Annotated in this window: 17 protein-coding genes; 10 read left to right on the forward strand and 7 right to left on the reverse strand. The window is 71.7% G+C overall.

Translation table 11 applies throughout. From position 1 onward, the window contains the following. Window positions 1-9 precede the first annotated feature (9 nt). From QNO14_RS00955 to QNO14_RS00985, 6 genes are read right to left on the reverse strand one after another with little or no spacing between them, the layout of a single operon-like run. On the reverse strand, window positions 10-1,578 hold the full coding sequence (locus tag QNO14_RS00955; RefSeq protein ID WP_257507056.1) for a serine hydrolase domain-containing protein: 1,569 nt from the start codon (window positions 1,576-1,578) through the stop codon (window positions 10-12). Beyond that, the gene (locus QNO14_RS15310; RefSeq protein ID WP_306815149.1) at window positions 1,575-3,428 is read right to left on the reverse strand and encodes a membrane dipeptidase; all 1,854 of its coding nucleotides are present in this window, start codon (window positions 3,426-3,428) and stop codon (window positions 1,575-1,577) included. The genes QNO14_RS00955 and QNO14_RS15310 overlap by 4 nt, the downstream gene beginning before the upstream one ends. A gap of 2 nt (window positions 3,429-3,430) precedes the next feature. After that, entirely contained in the window at window positions 3,431-4,306 is an 876-nt protein-coding gene (locus QNO14_RS00970; RefSeq protein ID WP_257507055.1) for an aminodeoxychorismate lyase, read from the reverse strand. 14 nt (window positions 4,307-4,320) lie between these two features. Then, entirely contained in the window at window positions 4,321-5,436 is a 1,116-nt protein-coding gene (gene menC, locus QNO14_RS00975; RefSeq protein WP_257507054.1) for an o-succinylbenzoate synthase, read from the reverse strand. Window positions 5,437-5,438: 2 nt separating this feature from the next. Beyond that, window positions 5,439-6,155 carry a MurR/RpiR family transcriptional regulator gene (locus QNO14_RS00980; RefSeq protein ID WP_257495393.1) on the reverse strand — a complete coding sequence of 239 codons (717 nt, stop codon included), beginning with the start codon at window positions 6,153-6,155 and terminating at the stop codon, window positions 5,439-5,441. Beyond that, window positions 6,152-6,943, reverse strand: coding sequence for a GNAT family N-acetyltransferase (locus QNO14_RS00985; protein ID WP_257507053.1), 792 nt, complete (start codon window positions 6,941-6,943; stop codon window positions 6,152-6,154). The genes QNO14_RS00980 and QNO14_RS00985 overlap by 4 nt, the downstream gene beginning before the upstream one ends. A 113-nt stretch (window positions 6,944-7,056) precedes the next feature. On the opposite strand from QNO14_RS00985, the gene QNO14_RS00990 reads away from it, so the two are divergent. The 9 genes from QNO14_RS00990 to lysS all read left to right on the forward strand — a co-directional run bounded on the left by QNO14_RS00990 (window position 7,057) and on the right by lysS (window position 18,310). Continuing rightward, complete coding sequence (locus tag QNO14_RS00990; RefSeq protein WP_257507052.1) at window positions 7,057-8,190, forward strand: M20/M25/M40 family metallo-hydrolase; 1,134 nt, start codon at window positions 7,057-7,059, stop codon at window positions 8,188-8,190. Between the two features lie 291 nt (window positions 8,191-8,481). Beyond that, complete coding sequence (locus QNO14_RS00995; protein ID WP_257495396.1) at window positions 8,482-10,335, forward strand: ABC transporter substrate-binding protein; 1,854 nt, start codon at window positions 8,482-8,484, stop codon at window positions 10,333-10,335. A 73-nt stretch (window positions 10,336-10,408) separates the two neighbouring features. Next, window positions 10,409-11,452, forward strand: coding sequence for an ABC transporter permease (locus QNO14_RS01000; protein WP_257495397.1), 1,044 nt, complete (start codon window positions 10,409-10,411; stop codon window positions 11,450-11,452). Next, the gene (locus QNO14_RS01005; RefSeq protein WP_257507051.1) at window positions 11,449-12,360 is read left to right on the forward strand and encodes an ABC transporter permease; all 912 of its coding nucleotides are present in this window, start codon (window positions 11,449-11,451) and stop codon (window positions 12,358-12,360) included. Before QNO14_RS01000 ends, QNO14_RS01005 begins: the two co-directional genes overlap by 4 nt. A 1-nt stretch (window position 12,361) precedes the next feature. Continuing rightward, on the forward strand, window positions 12,362-14,020 hold the full coding sequence (locus QNO14_RS01010; protein ID WP_257507050.1) for an ATP-binding cassette domain-containing protein: 1,659 nt from the start codon (window positions 12,362-12,364) through the stop codon (window positions 14,018-14,020). After that, entirely contained in the window at window positions 14,017-14,991 is a 975-nt protein-coding gene (locus QNO14_RS01015; RefSeq protein WP_257507049.1) for a S66 peptidase family protein, read from the forward strand. Before QNO14_RS01010 ends, QNO14_RS01015 begins: the two co-directional genes overlap by 4 nt. Then, window positions 14,988-15,827, forward strand: coding sequence for a serine hydrolase (locus QNO14_RS01020; protein ID WP_257507048.1), 840 nt, complete (start codon window positions 14,988-14,990; stop codon window positions 15,825-15,827). The genes QNO14_RS01015 and QNO14_RS01020 overlap by 4 nt, the downstream gene beginning before the upstream one ends. Before the next feature lie 63 nt (window positions 15,828-15,890). Beyond that, entirely contained in the window at window positions 15,891-16,709 is an 819-nt protein-coding gene (locus QNO14_RS01025; protein WP_257507047.1) for a serine hydrolase, read from the forward strand. 74 nt (window positions 16,710-16,783) lie between these two features. After that, the gene (gene lysS, locus QNO14_RS01030) at window positions 16,784-18,310 is read left to right on the forward strand and encodes a lysine--tRNA ligase (protein ID WP_257495403.1); all 1,527 of its coding nucleotides are present in this window, start codon (window positions 16,784-16,786) and stop codon (window positions 18,308-18,310) included. Between the two features lie 28 nt (window positions 18,311-18,338). Here lysS and QNO14_RS01035 read toward each other — a convergent pair whose 3' ends face one another. After that, window positions 18,339-19,451, reverse strand: coding sequence for a DUF4192 domain-containing protein (locus QNO14_RS01035; protein WP_257507046.1), 1,113 nt, complete (start codon window positions 19,449-19,451; stop codon window positions 18,339-18,341). A 156-nt stretch (window positions 19,452-19,607) separates the two neighbouring features. On the opposite strand from QNO14_RS01035, the gene QNO14_RS01040 reads away from it, so the two are divergent. Continuing rightward, entirely contained in the window at window positions 19,608-19,811 is a 204-nt protein-coding gene (locus QNO14_RS01040; protein ID WP_257507045.1) for a hypothetical protein, read from the forward strand. Window positions 19,812-19,830 lie beyond the last annotated feature (19 nt).

Genomic DNA, 19,830 nt, shown 5'->3' on the forward strand with positions numbered 1-19,830 from the left:
GGCGCCGCGTCAGCGGAGTGCCACGGCGTGGTGGTCGGCCGCGCTCGGCGGCTCGTCACGCGGCTTGCGTCCATCGGGCCCCGCGACGGCGACGGCGACCGCCTGCACCACCGGGGCCGCCAGGCCGACCAGACGCACGTCGCAGACGAGCGCGCCACGCTCACAGGGAACCGTCCAGCGCAGCGCCGCCGCGTCGGATGCCGTGACGATGCGCGCCGCGAATGGCGCGGCGTCGGGGCGCACCGGTCCGACCTCGGCGAGTGCCTGCTGCAGGCGCTGCGCACGCACGCCGGCCGGGACGTCGGTCAGCACGTTGCGGGCCAGCAGGTCACCGGCATCCGTCAACGGACGCCCGGCCCGCAGCAGCTCGTCCAGGCGAGTCGCGGCGTGCACGGTCTCGGGCCAGGGCTGCACGACCGCGGACGGCGCGTCGACGCGGCCCAGCACGTCACGCAGCACCGCTGCCGCGATGCGGCCGGCGCGGAACGCGTCGGAGTTGCCGAAGACCACCGCCCCGATACCCGTGGGCGGATGCCAGCGCATGTGGGACGAGAACCCGGGGAGTCCGCCGGCGTGCTGCACGATGCGGCCGAACCGCCGATCGTGCTCGACCACCAGACCGTAGCCATACCCGGCGCCGTCCAGGTCTCCGTCGCGGTCGGCGAAGACCGCCCCCGCCGTCGGGATCATCGTGCGAGCCGTCTGCATCTCGCGTCGCGACGCGGCACTCAGAATCTCTGGCGCCGTGGGGCGGTCGTCGAAGGCGGAGCCCAGGAAGTGCATCCACGCCGCCACATCGTCGACGGTGCTGAACAGGCTGCCGATGCACGCCAGCGCCCCCGAGCCGACATAGGGCTCCGCCGCGAACGAGGCGCCCTCGTCGAAGGTGCGAAAGCCCGCCGCCAGATCGGCTCCCGGCAGGTACTCGGCTGCCGACCAGCGCGTCGCCGTCAGCCCCAGCGGGGCCAGCATCCGCTCGCGCACCACCTCTTCGACCGGGCGACCCGTGACCGCCTCGATCGCCCTGCCGACCAGCGACTGTCCGATGTTCGAGTACTGGTACTCGGTTCCGGGTGTCGCCGACAGGCGCAGACCGCCGGCGATCAGCGTCGACAGGTGCTCCCACGCGTCGCCCAGGTGGTCGTCGCCCCACGGATTGTCCTCGGGTAGACCGCTGCGGTTCGACAACAGTGCGTCGAGCGTCACGCGGGCAGTCGAGCCCGCGAACCGCGCCGCTGCCAGCTGCGGCACGAGGGCGGCCGCGGGCGCATGCAGGTCGAGCAGCCCCTCGTCGCGGAGCGACAGCGCGGTGGCGGCGAGGAAGCTCTTGGACATCGATGCGATGCGGAACACGGTGTCGCGCCGGGTGGGGGCGCCGTCGCGCCGCGGTTCACCGAACGACGTCAGCGCCAGGACGCGCCCCCGGTGGGTCACCGCCGCGATGCCGGCGGGCGCCGTGCGGGTCGCGTCATCGAGCAGGTGCGTGCCGAGCGCGGCCCGGGCGTGGGCCACCGCGTCGCGCGGCGCCGCGGTGGGTGCGAGCCCGGCGTCACCGCGGGAGTTGCGGCGCTCGGTCACGCGCCCACCCCGACGGTCGTCGCACCGGACAGGTCGATTGCGCGGCGCGCGGCGGCGACGGCCCGCACCTCTTCGGCGAAGGCTGCCGCCAGCCCCCGGCTGGCGCGGGTGTTGTGCCCGTCGACCAGCCGCGCGGCATCCACCAGCTGCGCCACCGGCACGTCGCCCGGCGCCGGCGTGGTCGGCTCGGTCCAGCCGAGCAGGTCGTCGGCGCAGACCTCGGGGTGGAACTGCACCCCGCGCACGTGCGCACCCAGCCGGAAGGCCTGGTTCGCGACCGCTGCGCTCGAGGCGAGCAGCTGCGCCCCCGGGGGGAGCGCGGTGATCATGTCCTGGTGGTTCTCGATCATGGGCGCCGCGGGCGCGAGCGCCCCGATGACCGGGTCGGCATCTCCGGCGGCGGAGAGGAGGATCTCCGTCGCGCCGCGTTCCTTGGGGCCGAACGACGCGCGCACCTCGCCGCCGGCGACGTGGGCGAGCAGCTGACCGCCGAGGCAGATGCCCAGCGTCGGCAGGTCGGCGGCGATGGCGTCTGCGGCCAGCCGTCGCTCCTGCGCGAGCCACGGGGCCCGCTCGTCGTCGTCGGGCATGAGCCCGCCGCCGAGCATCACCAGCCCGTCGTAGCCGCCGAGGTCGGCGGGCAGCCCGTGCGCGCCGAGCACGACGTCGACGGTCACACCGTCCTCCTCGAGCCAGCCACCGAGCCGGCGGAGTCCCGAGGTCTCGCTGTTCTGCACCACGAGCACGCGGGGCGCGGGTGCCGCCGGCCGGGCCCGCGCGGTGGTGTCCACCGCCGGCCGCAGGGCGATCGGGGTGGGCCGCGCGGCCCGGCCGTCGAGGAAGGCGAGGTGATCGGCATCCGAGGCTTCCAACACGCGCAGCACGTTGCCGTGCGCGAGCGCTTCGAGGTCCGGGCGCGACCATCCACGGCGGGCCAGCTCGGCCAGCAGCTGCGGGTACGTCGAGACGTCGTGCAGGCCCGTCGGCATGGCGTCGGTGCCGTCGTAGTCGGCACCGAGTCCCACGGCGTGCACGCCCGCGACATCGCGGATGTGTTCGACGTGGTCGGCGACGTCGGCGATGCCCACCTCTGGCGGTGTGCCCTGCGCCCCGGCGAGCACCCAGTCCCGCCGCTCCTGCATGAGGAACGACGGGACGAACGCGACCATGACGACTCCTCCGCCCGCACCGATGGCGCGCAGCACGTCGTCGGGCACGTTGCGCGGATGGTCGCAGAGGGTGAGCGCCGCCGAGTGACTGACCATCACGGGGCGGATGCTGACCTCGAGCGCGTCGCGCATGGTCGAGGGGGCCACGTGGGAGAGGTCGACGAGCATGCCGATGCGGTTGAGTTCGCGCACGACCTCGCGGCCGAACTCGGTGAGGCCGCCGTGGCGGGGAAGGTCGGTGGCGGAGTCCGCCCAGTCGGTCGTGCGCGACCACGTGAGGGTCAGATACCGGGCGCCCAGGCGCGCGTACTGGCGCAGCACCCCGAGCGAACCGCCCAGTTGCGCGCCGCCCTCGACGCCGATGAGCGAGGCCACCCGCCCTGACGCCATCGCGGTGCGCACGTCGTCGGCCGTCCGCGCGAACGCCAGCCGGTCGGGGTGGTCGCCCACGAACCGGTGGACGAAATCGATCTGCTCCAGCGTGGCGGTCACCTGCTCGGCCGCCGAGAGCACCGGGTCGACCCACACCGACCAGAACTGGCCGCCGACCCCGCCGGCAGCGAGCCGTGGCAGGTCGGTGTGCAGGCCCGCCGTCGTCTCGCGAAGGCCCGTGCTGTCGTAGTCGTGGTGCTCGCGGCATGCCCACGCGAGGTCGTTGTGGCCGTCGATGACCGGGATCATGCTCAGGCCGTCCTTTCGTCGAGGTGACGCTGCATCCGGGCGGTCACGTCGCGATCGACCGGGCAGGGGGCGCCGTCGACCGAGCGCACCGCGGCGGCCCCGCGCGTGCTGGAGCAGAGCCACAGTGCGTCGGCCCGCAGCAGCTCCGGCACCGTGAGCCGGCGTGTCGCCGCCTTTCTGCCGTCGGCGCGCAGTCCTTCGAAGAGGTCGGCCTGCGTCGTGCCGGGCAGGATGCCGACGTCGACGGGCGGGGTGACGTACACCCCGTCGATGCGCGCGATGACCGTGGAACTGGGGCCTTCGAGGACGAACCCGTCGCTGCTGACGAAGATCACGTCATCGGCGCCGCGGCGACGCGCTTCGCGCAGCGCGGCCATGTTGAGGGCGTAGGAGAGGGTCTTGGCGCCCTGCAGCAGCCAGGGCGACGTCGTGGCCACGTCGTGGCGGTAGCCGCGGTCCAGCAGCACCACGTCCACCTCGGTCAGGGGACCGGCGGGCCGTGCCGGGGCGAACCCCAGCAGCCAGCCGGTGGGCGTGCCATCACCGGCCTCGTCGCCGCGCGAGAGCACGAACTTGATGGCGGCGCGCCGGCGCAGGGCGCCCACCTCGACGGCGGCGGCGAGCACCGCGTGGCGCCAGACGTCGCGCCGCGGGGCGGGAAGGTCCAGCAGCCGGGCGGAGCGCTCGAACCGGTCCAGGTGCGGTTCGAGGGCCTGCGGCACGCCGTCGACGACCATGACCGTCTCGAAGACGCCGTCACCGCGGGTGGCGCTGAGATCGGTGGCGGTCAGCACCGCGGCGCGCGGGTCGGCGCGCCGCAGACTCCGCGCCGGATCGGGCTCGGCGAGGTCGAGGACGTAGAGCGCGAGGGGATCCATGGTTCCTTCCGGTCTCAGACCGCGGCGGCGGTGTCGAACCGCTGGGAGGCGTTGCCGGCGATCCAGTCGGTGTCGACCGCGTGACCCAGACCGGGGGTGGTGGGCACGTCGACCCGTCCGGCCCGGGCCGTCACCGGGGGCACGATGACGTCGCGGGCATAGTACTTGTCCGACCCTGACACATCGGAGGGCAGTGTGAACCCGGGCAGGGACGACAGCGCCACGTTCGCCGCGCGCCCGACGCCGAACTCGTGCATGCCGCCGCACCACACCGGAATGCCGGCGTCGCGCGCCACGTCGTGCGCCCGTCGGGCGGTGGTGAGCCCGCCCATGCGGGAGACCTTGATGTTGAGCACGCGTCCGGCGTCGAGGGCGAGCATGGTCTGCAGGTCCGCGATCTCGACGACGGATTCGTCGAGGCACAGCGGCGTCTGCAGCTTCGCCTGCAGCCGGGCGTGGGCGAGGAAGTCCCGCGGGGCGTAGGGCTGTTCGATCATCGTCAGGCCGTGCCGGTCCAGTTCACGGAAGACATCGGCGGATGCCGCGGTGTCGGGGTACGCGCCGTTCGCGTCGACGTGCAGATCGAGCCCGGGGTGCGCGGCGCGCACCGCGCGCACCGGGGCCACGTCCCAGCCGGGGGCGATCTTGAGCTTCACGCGCGCGTATCCCGCCGCCACGTGGCGCTGCACCTGGGCGAGCAGGGAGTCGACGTCCGCCTCGATGCCGAGCGACACCCCGGCGGCCACCGTCGTTCGGCTGCCTCCCAACGCGGCGGCGAGCGAGCGGCCGGTGGCCCGCGCGTACAGGTCCCACGCCGCCGCCGAGAAACCCGCCTTCGCGAACTCGTGGCCCCGCACGCGGGACCAGCCGCGCTCGAGCTCTTCCGGCGTCTCCCAGTCCGCGCCGACCACGGTGGGGATGAGGTGGCGGATGGCCACCGCCCACGCGGTGTCGGTCGTCTCGGAGCAGAAGTACGGGTCGGCGGGTGTGGCGATCTCACCCCACCCCACCGCGCCGTCGGCGTCGGTCGCCTCCACCAGCACGTGGTCGATCGCCGACTTGCGATGGGAACTCGTCTCGAAGCCGTGGACGAGGGGCAGCCCGACGCGGAACAGTCTCAGCCGTTGCACCCTCACTCGTCGCGCTCCGTGTCGTCGCGGTGCGGGCGGTGTCCGTCCCGGGGGTCTGGGTGGTACAGCCCCAGGTCGGCGGCGAACCGGTCGCGTCCGGCAAGCCGACGGCGAGCCCCTTTCGCGCTGGCGGTGGTGAGGGTGCTGAGCAAGTGGCAGACCGCAGCGACGGCGGTGGGGGAGTCGGCGTACGACGCGGAATGCGTGTGCACGCGGATGACGGCGGATGCCGATTCGGTCAAGGGCGCCTTCTCGCTGTCGGTGATGAGCACCAGCTGTCCGCCGGCCTCGTGGAAGAGCTCGCCGAACCGCACGGTCTCTTCGCGGTAGCGGCGCATGGTGAAGACGACCAGCACGTCGGATGCGCGCACGTCGGTGAGCACCGTGAGCGGCGACAGCGAGCGTCCGTCGACGAGGAACACGTTCGAGAGCGTCGCCGAGAGGTCGGCGTTGAGCAGCTCCGCGTAGGCCGATGTCTTGCCACGGCCGCTGATGTACCGCCGCCGGGCACCGAGGATGAGCGCCGCCGCGCGCGAAGCCTCTCCGCTGCGGCTGAGCTGTTCGAAGGTGCGCGCCAACGACCGCGTCTCGGCCTCGATCACACGTGCCTGCAAGCCCTCGGCGGAGATGTTGGTGCGGAAGCGCTCGCCGTAGCGTTCTCGGGGCGAGACCAGCGACCGGTCCAGTGCCCCCTCGTCGTCCTGTGGCCCCTCGGTCATGACGGCCCCACCCCTTCTCCGGTCGCGCGGGCGTTTCGCACCGCGAGGTATGCCGCCGTGTCGGCCGAGACGCGCCGGCACGCCACCAGGACGTGCTCACCGTCGAGCATCGACGTGAGAGCCACGCGCAGGCTGCCGGCGTCGCCATGCGGCTCGGTCGCGAGTGGGAGCCACCGCACCTCCACCGAGCCGGCGGGGCCGACCGCGGTGGCGTCTTCGGCCCGCCCCCAGTCGGCGCGCGCGAACGCCGGCGGCTGGAGGCCCCGCAGCGCGACGTGCGGGTCGTGGTCTCGGCGCAGCACCCACTCCACGACGACCCGATCGGTCCCGGGGCGGTCGTAGTAGTCGGGTGCGAAGGCGATGCCCTCCGCCCGGAGCGACGAGAAGTTGAAGTGGGCGTTGCGGGTCAGGAGGGGGTCGAAGGTCCACCGCATGGTGTCGTGGCCCCACTCCAGCGCGATCCGCCGCTGGCAGTCCTTCAGCATGCGGCCGACGCCCTGGCCCTGGTGGCGGGGGTCCACGACGGCTGCCTGCGAGTAGTGGAAGTCGCGACCTGCGGCATCCCGTGCCGAGAATCCGTAGGCGAAGCCGATCAGCTCGTCAGCCGGAGTGAAGACGCCGACGGCCGACCCGCCGTTGCGCACGAGGGCACTCAGCAGGTGGGGGTTGACGGAAAGATCCCGGTCCTCGTAGCCGAAGACGCGGGAGTACAGCTGCGCCGCGGCGCGGTACGACGCGGCATCTCCCAGGCGCTCCGCGCGGAGGGGGACGGCGAGTGCGTGAGGCACAATACGTATCCGATGTTGGAAGGCGGAGGGGCTGCTCGGACCGAAATTATCCAACCTTCCTTGGCAGGGCAAGACTGGATATGTTTCGTAAAAGGAAAATCTCAAGGGGTCCTATGGACATCGCCTCGGAGCGGGAGACCGCGCTCGGCCGGCTCGAGAGCCTGGTGCGCATCGAATCGCCGTCGCTGGATGTGCCCGCCAGCGAGGCGATCGCCGACCTGCTCGGACGGTGGTGGCAGGCCGTGGGCGCGCGCGTGCGCACGGTGCGCACCGACGCCGGCGTCACGCTCATCGCCGACCTCGACGGCGCCGGAGCGCCGGCACTGCTGGTGGGTCACGGCGACACGGTGTGGCCCCGCGGCACGCTCGAGACAGATCTGCCGTGGACGGTCGACGGCGACACCGTGCGCGGCCCCGGCGTCTACGACATGAAGAGCGGACTGGTCGTCATGATCGCGGCGGCCGAGCGCCTCGCCGGCCGCCGGCATCGCGCCGTGCGGGTGGTGGTGGTCTGCGACGAGGAGATCGGCTCGCCCACCACCCAAGACGTGCTGCGGGATGCCGCCGAGGGCGCCGCCCTCGCGATCGGGTTCGAGTCCCCCCATCCCGACGGCGCGCTGAAGGTGGGCCGGCGCGGCAGCACCCGGCTGAAGCTCACGGTGCGCGGGCGGGCCGCGCACGCGGCGCTGGATCCCCACCGCGGGGTCTCGGCGATCGACGAGCTGGTCGATCAGCTCGTCGCGCTGCGCCGCATCGCCGCGGATCCGCAGCTTGCCACCGAGGTGCTCTGCAACGTCGGCGCGGTGCGCGGCGGCGGTCGCACCAACGTGGTGCCCGCCGAGGCCGAGGCCGAGATCGGACTGCGTTTCGTCGACCCGCACACCGAGGAGCGCGTGCTGGAGGCGGTGCGGGGGCTGCAGCCGATCCGTGAGGATGCCGCGGTCGAGTGGACCGTGCTGAGCCGTCGCCCGGCGTGGCAGGCCGGCGCGGCCGACGAGGCGCTGCTGGCCCGCATCGCCCGACGGGCCGAGCCGCTGGGCCAGCAGATCGAAGGCCGTCCCGCCGCCGGCGCGGGCGACACGAACCAGGTCGGCAACTTCGGCGTTCCCACCGTCGATGGGTTCGGCCCCCGCGGCGGGGGCGCGCACGCGCTCTCGGAGCACGTGCTGCTCTCCTCCCTCGAGCAGCGCATCGATCTGCTGGAGGCGGTGCTGCTCACCGAAGAGCAGGAACACGAACATCCGTAACGGATCAGCGCTCAGTCATCGATTCGTCCTGCGGCGCCGGCGAGACACATTCTGCTGAACCCAGCGACGGCGAGCTGGGCAGTCTGCGTCCTAATGCCGATCCGCGCCGAGGATTGCCCCCTTTTCCGCCGATATTGCGCGCGCGTCCGGCATGTAACAGTCGTGTGAAATCCCACGTCGGCCGCCGGTATCGGGAACAAATACGTTGACCCCGTCCTCCACGATGGGGTTCTATGTAGTCCATCGTCGGCCCCGCGCGCCGAGGCCAGGTTCTCGATGAAAGGAACCCTCATGCCCACTCCTCCTCGGACCCGCGCCCGGCAGGCGCTGGGGGTGGTCGCCGCAGCCGCGCTCATCGCGCTTCCGGTCGGCGCCGCCCACGCCGACTCGACCTCCCCGGCGCGCCTGGACGCCACGGCATCGACGCCGTCGCCCGAAGCCGACGCCACGACCTTCCGCATCGCGACGTCCGGCTTCGTCGACACGTTCAACCCGTTCGTCTCCATCTATCTGACGCCGACCAACATCAACCGCTACGTCTACGAGTACCTCGTGCAGAACAGCGCCGAGGACGGTTCGCCGACCAAGGGCCTGGCCGACAGCTGGGAGGTCGAGGACGGCGGCACGACCTGGGTCTACACGCTGCAGGACGACCTGGTGTGGTCCGACGACGAGCCGATCACCTCCGAAGACGTCGTCTACACCTATGAGCAGATGATGACGGTGCCCGAGCTGGCGGTCGCCAACGGCAACCTGGTGTCGAACTTCGAGAGCGTCGAGGCCCCCGACGACAAGACGGTGGTCATCAACCTCAAGACCCCGCAGGCGCCCAACCCCGGCACCGAGGTGCCGATCGTGCCCGAGCACATCTGGTCGGAGATCGAGGACCCCGCCACGTTCGCCAACGATGCGGATGTCGTCGGTTCGGGTCCGTACCTGCTGGAGAGCTACAGCGCGAACCAGTCGATCACGCTGCGCGCCAACCCGAACTTCTGGCAGGGCGCCCCCAAGATCGACCGCATCCAGTACGTCTACTACACCAACTCCGACGCGCAGGTGCAGGCGCTGCGTGCCGGCGAGGTCGACTTCGTCTCGGGTCTCACCCCCACGCAGCTGCAGGCGCTCGAGGGCGTCGACGGCATCACCACCCACTCCGGTGAAGGGCGCCGCTACCACTCCATCAGCATCAACCACGGCACGGTCACCCGCGACGGGCAGCCCTACGGAACCGGCAGCGAAGCACTGAAGGACGTCAACGTCCGCCAGGCGCTGCGCCTGGGCACCGACACCGAGACGCTGCTCGAGCGCGTGATGGAGGGGCGCGCCGAACCGGCGACCAGCTTCATCCCGTCGTCGTTCCCGAAGTGGGCCCTCCCCGCCGACGACGAGGTCATCATGTCGTACGACCCCGAGGCGGCCATGGCAAAGCTCGAGGAAGCGGGCTGGACCGAGGGGGCGGACGGGATCCGCGAGAAGGACGGCACCCCGCTGCAGCTGCGCCTGCTGGTGGATGCCGACGACCTCACCGAGCAGTCGATCGCCGAGTACTTCGTGCCGTGGATGGAGGAGATCGGCGTGCGCATCGCGGTGGAGTCCACCGACGGCGACACGATCAGCGCGCGTTCGGTGTCGGGCGACTATGACCTCTACTTCAGCGGCTGGAGCATCAACCCCGACCCCGACTACCAGCTCGGGATCAACCTGTGCTCGACCCTTCCGACCGGAACCGACGGCTCCGGCGGCACCACCCAGGACGGGTACTGCAACCCGGAGTTCGACGAGCTCTACGCCCAGCAGCGCTCCGAGCTCGACGAGGACGCACGTCGTGAGATCGTCCGCGAGATGCTGGCGATGAACTACACCGACACGGCCCAGATCGCCACGTGGTACGCCCACTCGCTCGAGGCCTACCGTTCGGACCGCTTCGACGGCTTCACCCTGCAGCCGAAGGAGGGCGGCATCATCGCCAGCCAGGCCGGTTACTGGGGCTTCCTCACCGTCGAGCCGGTGGAGGGCGCGCAGCAGGCGGAGGAGGGCGGTGTGCCGACCGGCCTGATCGTCACGGGTGTGATCGTGGCGCTCGTGATCGCCGGTGCGGTGATCTTCGTCCTGGTGCGCCGGCGCAAGATGGCCGACGTCGAATGACCAGCGGGCCGTCGCGGCGATCCGCCGACCGCCGCGGCGGCCCCTGTCCGCCCGTCCTCGAGGGAAGAGCCCCATGACCAGCACGGTGCCGCCCACCGAGGAGATCCTGCTGGCTGAGACCGGCGCGGGCGCAGCGCCCCGCCGCCTCTCGGCGCTGTCCTACTTCGCCACCAAGGTCGGCGGCGCGGCAGTGAGCATGGTGATGGTGATCCTCCTCGGATTCTTCGCCTTCAAGGTGCTGCCGGGCGACCCGGTCGCCACCCTCGCCCGCGAACGGCAGCTCAGCAGCGAGCAGATCGCCCAGCTGCGGCTGCAGATGGGGCTCGACAAGCCGCTGTGGCAGCAGTTCGTCGATTACCTCGTGAACGTCTTCACGCTGAACTTCGGCGAGAGCTACGTGTACAAGACGTCGGTCTCGTCCCTCATCGGCCAGTACTTCTGGAACACGATCCTGCTCACCGGCACCTCGGCGGTCCTCGCCATCGCGCTCGGGCTCTGGCTCGGACAGAAGGCGGGCTGGCGGCCGGGGTCGCTGTTCGACAGGATCACCTCGGGCATGGCGCTCGTGCTGTGGTCGGTGCCGACGTTCTGGCTGGCGCTGATCCTCCTCATGGTCTTCGGTGGCACGCTGCACTGGTTCCCGACCGGCGGCATGACGTCGCCCGACCCGCCCGCCGACCTGTTCGCCCGCATCCTCGACGTCGCCGCCCACATGGTGCTGCCGGTGCTGACGATGGTCGCCGTCGTCTACGCGCAGTACGTCATGGTGATGCGCGCCTCGCTCATGGAGGAGAAGAGCGCGGACTACCTCACCACCGCCCGGGCGAAGGGCCTGCGCGATGACCTCGTGCGCCGTCGCCACGCGGTGCCGAACGCACTGCTGCCGGCGGTCACGCTGATGTTCCTGCACATCGGCGGCCTCATCGCCGGTGCGGTGACGGTGGAGACCGTCTTCTCGTGGCCGGGTCTGGGCAAGCTCACCTTCGAAGCGATCAGCGGCCCCGACCTGCCCCTGCTGCAGGGCACCTTCGTGGTCTTCTCCGCGGTCATCATCGTGATGAACCTCATCGCCGACTTCATCTATCGACGGCTCGACCCGAGAGTGAGGCGCGGATGAGCGCGCACGTGGCATCCCGTTCGCCGCGCAGCATGGCGTGGGCGCGGCGCCGTGCGGCGTTCGGCCAGTTCTGCCGGGAGTTCTCGCGTCAGCGGGCCGGGATGGTGGGGCTGGTGTTCCTCGTGGTCATCATCGCGCTCGCCATGCTCGCGCCGGTGCTGGCGCCGGCCTGGATGCTGGATGTGACGAAGGTCATGGACTCGCCCCGGTTCGCTCCGCCTTCGATGGAGCACCCGCTGGGCACCGACCATCAGGGTCGCGAGCTGTGGGTGCGCATGCTGTGGGGTGCGCAGGTGTCGCTGCTGGTCGGCTTCGCCGCGACCGCCATGTCGATGATCATCGGGACGGTCGTCGGCATTGCGGCCGGGCACTTCACCGGGCTCTCCGGCGCGCTGCTCATGCGGCTGATCGACTTCTTCCTCGTGCTGCCGTCGCTGATCCTCGCGATCGTGCTGTCGACGGTGCTCTCACGGGGGGTGTGGACGATCGTCATCGCCATCGGGCTGACCTCGTGGGCCGGCACTGCCCGCGTGGTGCGCGCGCAGACCCTCTCGGTGGAATCGCGCGACTACGTGGAGCGATCACGCGTGCTCGGCGCGGGCCACTGGCACATCATCGTCAAGCACCTGCTCCCCGCCGTGCTGCCGCTCGTGCTGGCCAACACCACCCTCACGGTGGGCTCGGCGATCATCGCGGAGTCGACGCTGGCCTTCCTCGGATTGGGCGACACGACGCTGCAGTCCTGGGGGGCCGTGCTGCGCAACTCGATGGACGTCTCGGCGGCCACCAGCGGGTACTGGTGGTACGTCCTCGTGCCCGGCGTCGCGATCGTGATGGTCGTGCTCGCCTTCACCCTGGTGGGCCGCGCCGTGGAGACGATCGTCAACCCGACACTGCGGAGCCGCTGACATGCCCGACCTCACCTTCGAAGACGTCTCGATCACCTACTCCACCTCCGGCCGGAGCGGCGGCCGCGGCGAGATCGCCGCGGTGCGGGGCGTCAACCTCATCCTCCCCGCCGGCGGCACCCTCGGCATCGCCGGGGAGTCGGGCTCCGGCAAGTCCACTCTCGCGATGAGTGTGCTGCGCCTGCTGCCGAGCAATGCGCGGCTCACCGGGCGGGTGGTGGTGGGCGACACCGACATCACCGAACTCAGCTTCGGCAAGCTGCGGGCGCTCCGCTGGGCGGATGCCTCGATCGTCTTCCAGGGCGCCATGCACTCGCTGAACCCGGTGCGCACCGTCGGTGCGCAGATCCTCGAAGCGCTCGAACTGCACGTCACCGACGCATGGAAGACCGAGGCCGCCCGCAAGGGCAGGGTCGCGGATCTGCTGCGGGCCGTGGACCTTCCGCCGCAGAAGGCGGAGTCGTACCCCCACGAGCTGTCGGGCGGGCAGAAGCAGCGCATCATGATCGCGATGGCGCTGGCCTGCGAGCCCGAGATCATCATCGCCGATGAGCCCACCACGGCGCTGGACGTCATCGTGCAGCAGCAGATCCTCGAGATGATCAGCCGCCTCGTGGTCGAGCGCGGCATCTCGCTCCTCATGATCAGCCACGACCTGTCGGTGCTGGCCACCGCCTGCCAGCGCATCGCGATCATGCGGGGCGGCGAGGTCGTCGAGGTGGGAGAGGCCCGGACGGTGTGCACGCAGGGGCAGCATCCGTACACGCGACAGCTGGCCGACGCGTTCCCCACCATCGGCGACCCGGCGTCGCGGCGCAACCCGGTCACCCGGCGGGAACGCGCCGCCGTGGCATCCGACGTGAAGCCGAGCGCCATGACCGACGAGGTGCTGCTGGAGGCGAAGGGCCTGAGCGTCACCTTCCACAGCCGCTCGCGGTCCGCCCGCGCGGTGAAGGACGTCGACCTCGTGGTGCGCCGTGGCGAGATCCTCGCCCTCGTCGGCCAGTCGGGATCGGGGAAGACCACGCTCGCGCGCACCCTCGTCGGCCTGCAGCAGGCCGACCCCGGATCGGTCGTCCGCTTCCGCGGCCAGGAGCTGCCCCGCAAGGGCAAGGGGCTGCAGGCCTTCCGCAAGGAGGTGCAGATGGTGCTGCAGGACCCCACCGCCGCGCTCAACCCGAAGCTCAGCGTGTACGAGTCCGTCGCCGAGGGACTGCGGGTGCAGCGCTACCGCGGCGACGAGACCCAGCGCGTGGCGCAGAGCCTCACCGACGCCGAGCTGACCCCGCCCGAGGACTTCTTCACCGCCATTCCGCAGGAGCTCTCGGGCGGCCAGCGGCAGCGCACCGTGATCGCGGGCGCGCTCGCGGTCGGGCCGCAGCTGCTGGTCGCCGACGAGCCGGTCGCGTCGCTGGACGCCTCCGCCCGCGGCGAGATCCTCTCCCTGCTGCTGTCGCTGCGCGATCGCCTGGGGCTCAGCGCGCTCGTGATCACCCACGACCTCGGGCTGGCGTGGAACATCGCCGACACCGTCGCGGTGATGTACCAGGGCGAGATCGTCGAGTACGGCCCCACCGAGCAGGTGCTGCTGGACCCGCAGCACGACTACACGCGTCAGCTGCTGGCCGCGGCGCCCACCATCGACCGGACCATCGCGTGAGTACCGGTGCGCGTGCGCTCGAGGTCGACCGCGCGGCGTACCTCGCCTCGGCGCCGCTGAAACCGGGGGACCGCGTGCGGTTCGTCTCACCCTCGGGGCCCGGTACCGCGGAGAGCCTGGAACGGGCGATCGGCTACTACCGCGACTGGGGACTGGACGTGGTGGCGGGCGAGCACGTGCTCGTCCCGCACCCGAGGGCGAGGTACCTCGCCGGCCCCGATGACGCCCGTCGGCAGGACCTCGTCGACGCCTGGTGCGACCCCGACACCGACGCCGTCGTGTGCCTGCGGGGCGGCTACGGCGCCATGCGGCTGCTGGACGGCATCGACTGGGCCCACATGCGGCGCTCGGCGCTGCGGCGCGATGGGCGCCCGAAGCTGCTCACCGGTTCGTCGGACGTCACGGCCCTGCACGAGGCGTTCCGCGTGCACCTGGACGTCCCCACCCTCTTCTGCCCCATGCCGGGCAACGACGTGTTCCGCGATGCTCCGTCGGTGCGCGACGACGTGCGCCGGTGGCTGTTCGAGCCGTGGGGCGGGCGCAGCATCGTGGGTCCGCGCACCGAGGTGCTCGCTGCGGGCGCCGCGACGGGCAGGTTCACCGGCGGCAACCTCTCCCTGCTGGCCATGGCGCTCGGGTCGCCCGAGGCGGCGGAGGTGCCCGACGGCATCCTGTTCCTCGAGGACATCGACGAGGACGTCTACCGCCTCGACGGGTTCCTGCTGCAGCTGCTGCGGGTGGGACGCCTGCGCGGCGCATCGGGGATCGTGCTGGGGTCGTGGCACAAGTGCGCCGAGCCGGATGCCGTCCGCGCGCTCATGCAGGAGTATCTCGGCGGCCTGGGCGTGCCGGTGCTCTGGGAGCAGGGCTTCGGGCACGATCCCGAGGCCCTCAGCGTGCCGCTCAACGTCGACGGCGTGCTGGATGCCGGCGAGTCCGGTGCCCGGCTGACGGTGGGCGGGGCGACATGAGCGTGATCTCGCTGCCGCGGCTGGACCCGCGGGCGCGATGGTCGGTGCGGGTGCTCGCCGACGATGGCTCGGTGCTGGCCGAGCACGCGCCGGACGAGATGTGCGAGACGGCCAGCGTCGGAAAGGTCTTCCTTCTCATCGAGGTCGCCCGACGCATCGAGGCGGGCGACGTCGATCCGGATCGTCGTATCGACATCCCCGCCGAGCACGTCGTGGCCGACTCCGGCCTGCTCTACCGCATGCGTGACCCGCGCCTGAGCGTCCACGACGCCGCGCTGCTGGTGGGCGCGGTCAGCGACAACCTCGCCACCAACGCGCTGCTGGCGCTGTGCGGGCTCGACGCGGTGCGGGCCGTCGCACCGGCGCTCGGATACGGCAGCACGTCGCTGCACGACTACATCCGCAACGAGCGCACCCCCGACCTGCCGTGGACGCCGTCGTACGGCACCGGCGCCGAGCTGGCGGACCTGATGCACCGCCTCGCGGCGGGGAAGGTGATCTCGCCCGCGGTCAGCGATCAGGTGATGACCTGGCTGGCCGCCGACACCGACACCTCGATGGTGGCCGACGCGCTGCTGGTGGATCCCCTCGCGCACGCCGAGGCGGAGTATCAGGGGATGCTGCTGCGCCACAAGACCGGATCGACGTCGTTCGCGCGCATCGACGTCGGGCACCTGCGCGGCCCGGCGGCCGGGGTCTCGTACGCGGTCGCGGCGAACTGGAAGGACTCCCCGCAGGACCTGCGCGCCCCGGTGCTCGACGCCATGCGGACCATCGGCGAGGGCCTGCGGGCGCACGTCACGGGTCGCGCCCGCGACGACGAGCCGGCGCAGTGAGAGCCGTCGTGAACGGGTCGCGCATCTGGCCGTGCACCGCGACCGCACAGAAAGGGCGGTGGTATGAGCATCGGGTTCGCTGAGGCGGAAGAGGAGATCCCGGGACTGCGCATCAGCGCGCTCGCCGTGGACCTCGAGGACGACACCGTGGTGTTCGAGCATCGGCCAGAGCTCGTGCTCAACACCGCCAGCGTGGGGAAGGTCTTCCTGCTGCACCGGCTGCTCACAGAGGTCGACGAGGGCCGGCGCACCCTCGAGGAGACCGTGACCCGGCGTCCCGTCGAGCGCATCGAGGAGTCCGGCCTCTGGCACCTGCTGCAGGCGGACACGCTCTCGCTGCACGATGTGGCCGTGCTCATCGGTGCGGTGAGCGACAACGCCGCGACCAACACCCTCTGCCGGGTGATAGGGCTGCCGGTCGTGCAGGAGCACACACGGGCCCTCGGATACCGCGACTCGGCTCTCGATGACATCGTGCGCTGGCCGCTGCCGCCGGGTGTGCCGCGCACGCTCTCGCACGGAACGGCCGCCGAGCTCGTACGGTTCGTGCGGCGGACGGCGCTCGCCGAGGACCTCACCCGGCCGTCGGCCGACCTGCTGCAGCGCTGGCTCGGGGCAGGGATGGATCTGTCGATGGTGGCGTCGGTGTTCAACCTCGACCCGCTGGCGCACTATGCCTTCGATCGCGACGTCTGGCTGTGGAACAAGACCGGGACCCTCCTGTCGGTGCGCGCGGACGTGGGTCTCGTGATGTCGCCCACGCGGCGGATCGCCTATGCGGTGCTCATCAACTGGCCGCGCGGCACCGACTCGCGCGACCGGGCGCTGGCGCTCATGCGCGAGGCCGGCGAGGCGCTCAGGGGTCGGCTGGCGGCTCACTGACGGTGCCGTCGCAGCCCGGCGGGTCCACGCGAGCCCGCCGGTAGACTGGAAGGCGACTTTCCAAGGAGCCCCCTGTGACTGAACAGCCGTCGTCGACGCCCCCCGAACATGCCCTCGAGGAGGACGTGTTCGAGCAGAAGGCCGTGCGGCTGGCCAAGCGCGAACGGCTGATCGCCGAGCGCCAGGATGCCGCCGGTGGCGCCTATCCGGTGTCGGTGCCCGTCACCGACACCATTCCGGCGCTGCGTGAGCGGTTCGCCGACCTCGCCCCCGGCGACGAGACCGGTGTCGTCGCCGGAGTCGCCGGCCGCGTGGTCTTCAGCCGCAACACCGGCAAGCTGTGCTTCGCCTCGCTGCAGGCCGGTGACGGCAGCCGCATCCAGGCGATGGTGTCGCTCGCCGAGGTGGGCGAGGAGTCGCTGCAGGCGTGGAAGGACCTCGTCGACCTCGGCGACCACGTCTTCGTCAGCGGCCAGGTCATCTCCAGCCGCCGCGGTGAGCTGTCGATCATGGTGCGCGAGTGGGCGATCGCCGCGAAGGCGCTGCTGCCGCTGCCCAACCTCTACACCGAGCTGAGCGAAGAGAGCCGGGTGCGCTCGCGCTACCTCGACCTCATCACGCGCGCGCAGGCCCGCGACACGGTGCTGGCGCGCGCCAAGGTGAACGCCAGCCTGCGCGACACCTTCGGCCGGCACGGGTTCGTCGAGGTGGAGACGCCCATGCTGCAGGTGCAGCACGGCGGCGCCGCCGCCCGCCCGTTCGTGACGCACTCCAACGCGTTCGACACCGACCTGTACCTGCGCATCGCGCCGGAGCTCTTCCTCAAGCGCGCCGTCGTCGGCGGCATCGACCGGGTGTTCGAGATCAACCGCAACTTCCGCAACGAGGGCGCGGACTCCACCCACAGCCCCGAGTTCGCCATGCTCGAGGCCTACCAGGCCTACAGCGACTACAACGGCATCGCGGACCTCACCCAGGAGCTCGTCCAGAACGCCGCGATCGCCGTCGCCGGCTCCACCACGGTCACCTGGGCCGACGGCACCGAGTACGACCTGGGCGGCGAGTGGGACCGCATCTCGATGTACGAGTCGCTGTCGGCGGCATCCGGGCGCACCATCACGCCGCAGACGTCCGTCGAGGAGCTCAGCGCCTTCGCGGCCGAGGTCGGCGTCGAGGTGCCGCCGAAGATCGCCACGCACGGCAAGTTCGTCGAAGAGCTGTGGGAGCACTTCGTCAAGGGCGGTCTGACCCGCCCCACCTTCGTCATGGACTTCCCCGTCGACACGAGCCCGCTCGTACGCGAGCACCGATCGATCCCGGGCGTCGTGGAGAAGTGGGACCTGTACATCCGCGGCTTCGAGCTGGCCACCGGATACTCCGAGCTCGTCGATCCCGTGATCCAGCGCGAGCGCTTCGTCGAGCAGGCCAAGCTCGCCGCGCAGGGCGACGACGAGGCGATGCGGGTGGACGAGGAGTTCCTGCGGGCCCTCGAGCACGCCATGCCTCCCACGGGCGGCATGGGCATGGGCATCGACCGGCTCATGATGGCGATCACCGGTCTCGGCATCCGCGAGACGATCCTCTTCCCGCTCGTCAAGTAGCCGCAGCCAGGCGGGCAGCCCATGCCGGTCACCCCGCGCGGAACGCCCAGTCGGGCAGGTGCCCGGCAGCCACGAATGCACGCACGATCTGCGTCAGGCCGTGGCCGGGGTCGAGGTCGGCCGCCATGCGCGCATACCGATCGGCGTGGGTCGAGCGGCCGAGCGCCCACGACAGCCACGCGCAGGTGGCCAGCGCGCCCGGGCGCGCAGCGCGCGGCGCGAGGGCGGCAAGGCGCCGGGTGAGGTCGAGCGCCCGGGTGAGTCGGACGGGGTCCGGCCGCGGGCCGTCGCCCCACATGGTCATCGCAAGGTCCGCCGGATACTCCGCGCCTTCTTCCCACCGGCGCTGCGCTTCCAGCGCGCGGATGCCACGGGGTGCGTCCGCGGCCCACTGCACGATCGCCACATCCCGCAGCGCCGGGCGTGACAGACACCACAGCAGCAGCGCCGCGTCGAAGGGCGCCAACGCTTCGGGGTCGGCATCGAGACACTGCTCGAAGCACGCCACGACGTCATCGAGTCGCTCGACCACCGCCAGCGCCTCCGGATGGATGCGCCGGCGCCCCCGTCGCGGGGGGCCTTCGGCCTCGTCTTCGCCCAGGTCCCGCAGCGCCGCACGCACCGCGCGCAGCGCGGCGGCCACCGCCTCGGCCTGTCTCGGATGGACGGACGGCAGCTCCGCACCGGTCGTCTGATCGCCCGGCGCGGTCGCGACCGGTGCCGGCAGCGCCAGCGCCGCGAGCGGTCGCCCGCCGCGAGGACAGTCGGGATCGAGGGCGGAGCCCCAGCCGTCGCTCCCGACGCTCAGGGCATCGGTGACGCGCAGACCGCACGCGTCGGCGGCGCCACGGATGCCGGCCAGCAGCGCCGAGCCGGGCAGGCCCTTCGCGCATGAGTCGTCGGAGAACACCGCCGCGGCCAGTGCGTCGGCGTGCGGCACGCGGCACACCATTCCGAGGCAGGTGGCGGCGAAGGCGTCGAGATCGGTGCCGTCGCGCGGCAGATCGAGCCGCAGCGCCCCGATGCTGCGGGACCCCCGGAAGGGGACCAGCACGAGGCTGCGCACGGGGGTGAACCCGAGCATCGCCGGGAGCAGCGAGAGGAAGTGCGCGGCATCCGCCGCCTTCACGATCGTGGTCATGTCGCCAGCGTGGCGCTCCGGCGCTCCCGGCGTCGGAGCAGCCCGACCCCCGTTGTGGAGGGGGTGCGGAATCAGCCCGCGGTGCAGGAGCCGCCGCAGCGCACCCGTCCGGACGCGGCGGATCACTCCCGGCGATGCGCGACGTACGATGGAGGCATGGACACTGCCTGGACCGCCGTCGTGTGGGCTCTGCTTCCCACCCTCGTGGTCGCGGGCCTCTTCTGGTTCGTCCTGCGCGGCATCCTGCGCATGGACCGCACCGAGCGTCGGGTCCATGCCCGCATCGAGGCCGAGGAGCGCGCCAAGCGCGGTCTGCCGCCTGTCGCCGGTGACGCGGGAGCCGCGCACAACGCGGGATGACCGCGGCCCCCGATACGCT

It is taken from the genome of Microbacterium sp. zg-Y625 (genome assembly GCF_030246925.1).
GTDB classification, from domain to species: domain Bacteria; phylum Actinomycetota; class Actinomycetes; order Actinomycetales; family Microbacteriaceae; genus Microbacterium; species Microbacterium jiangjiandongii.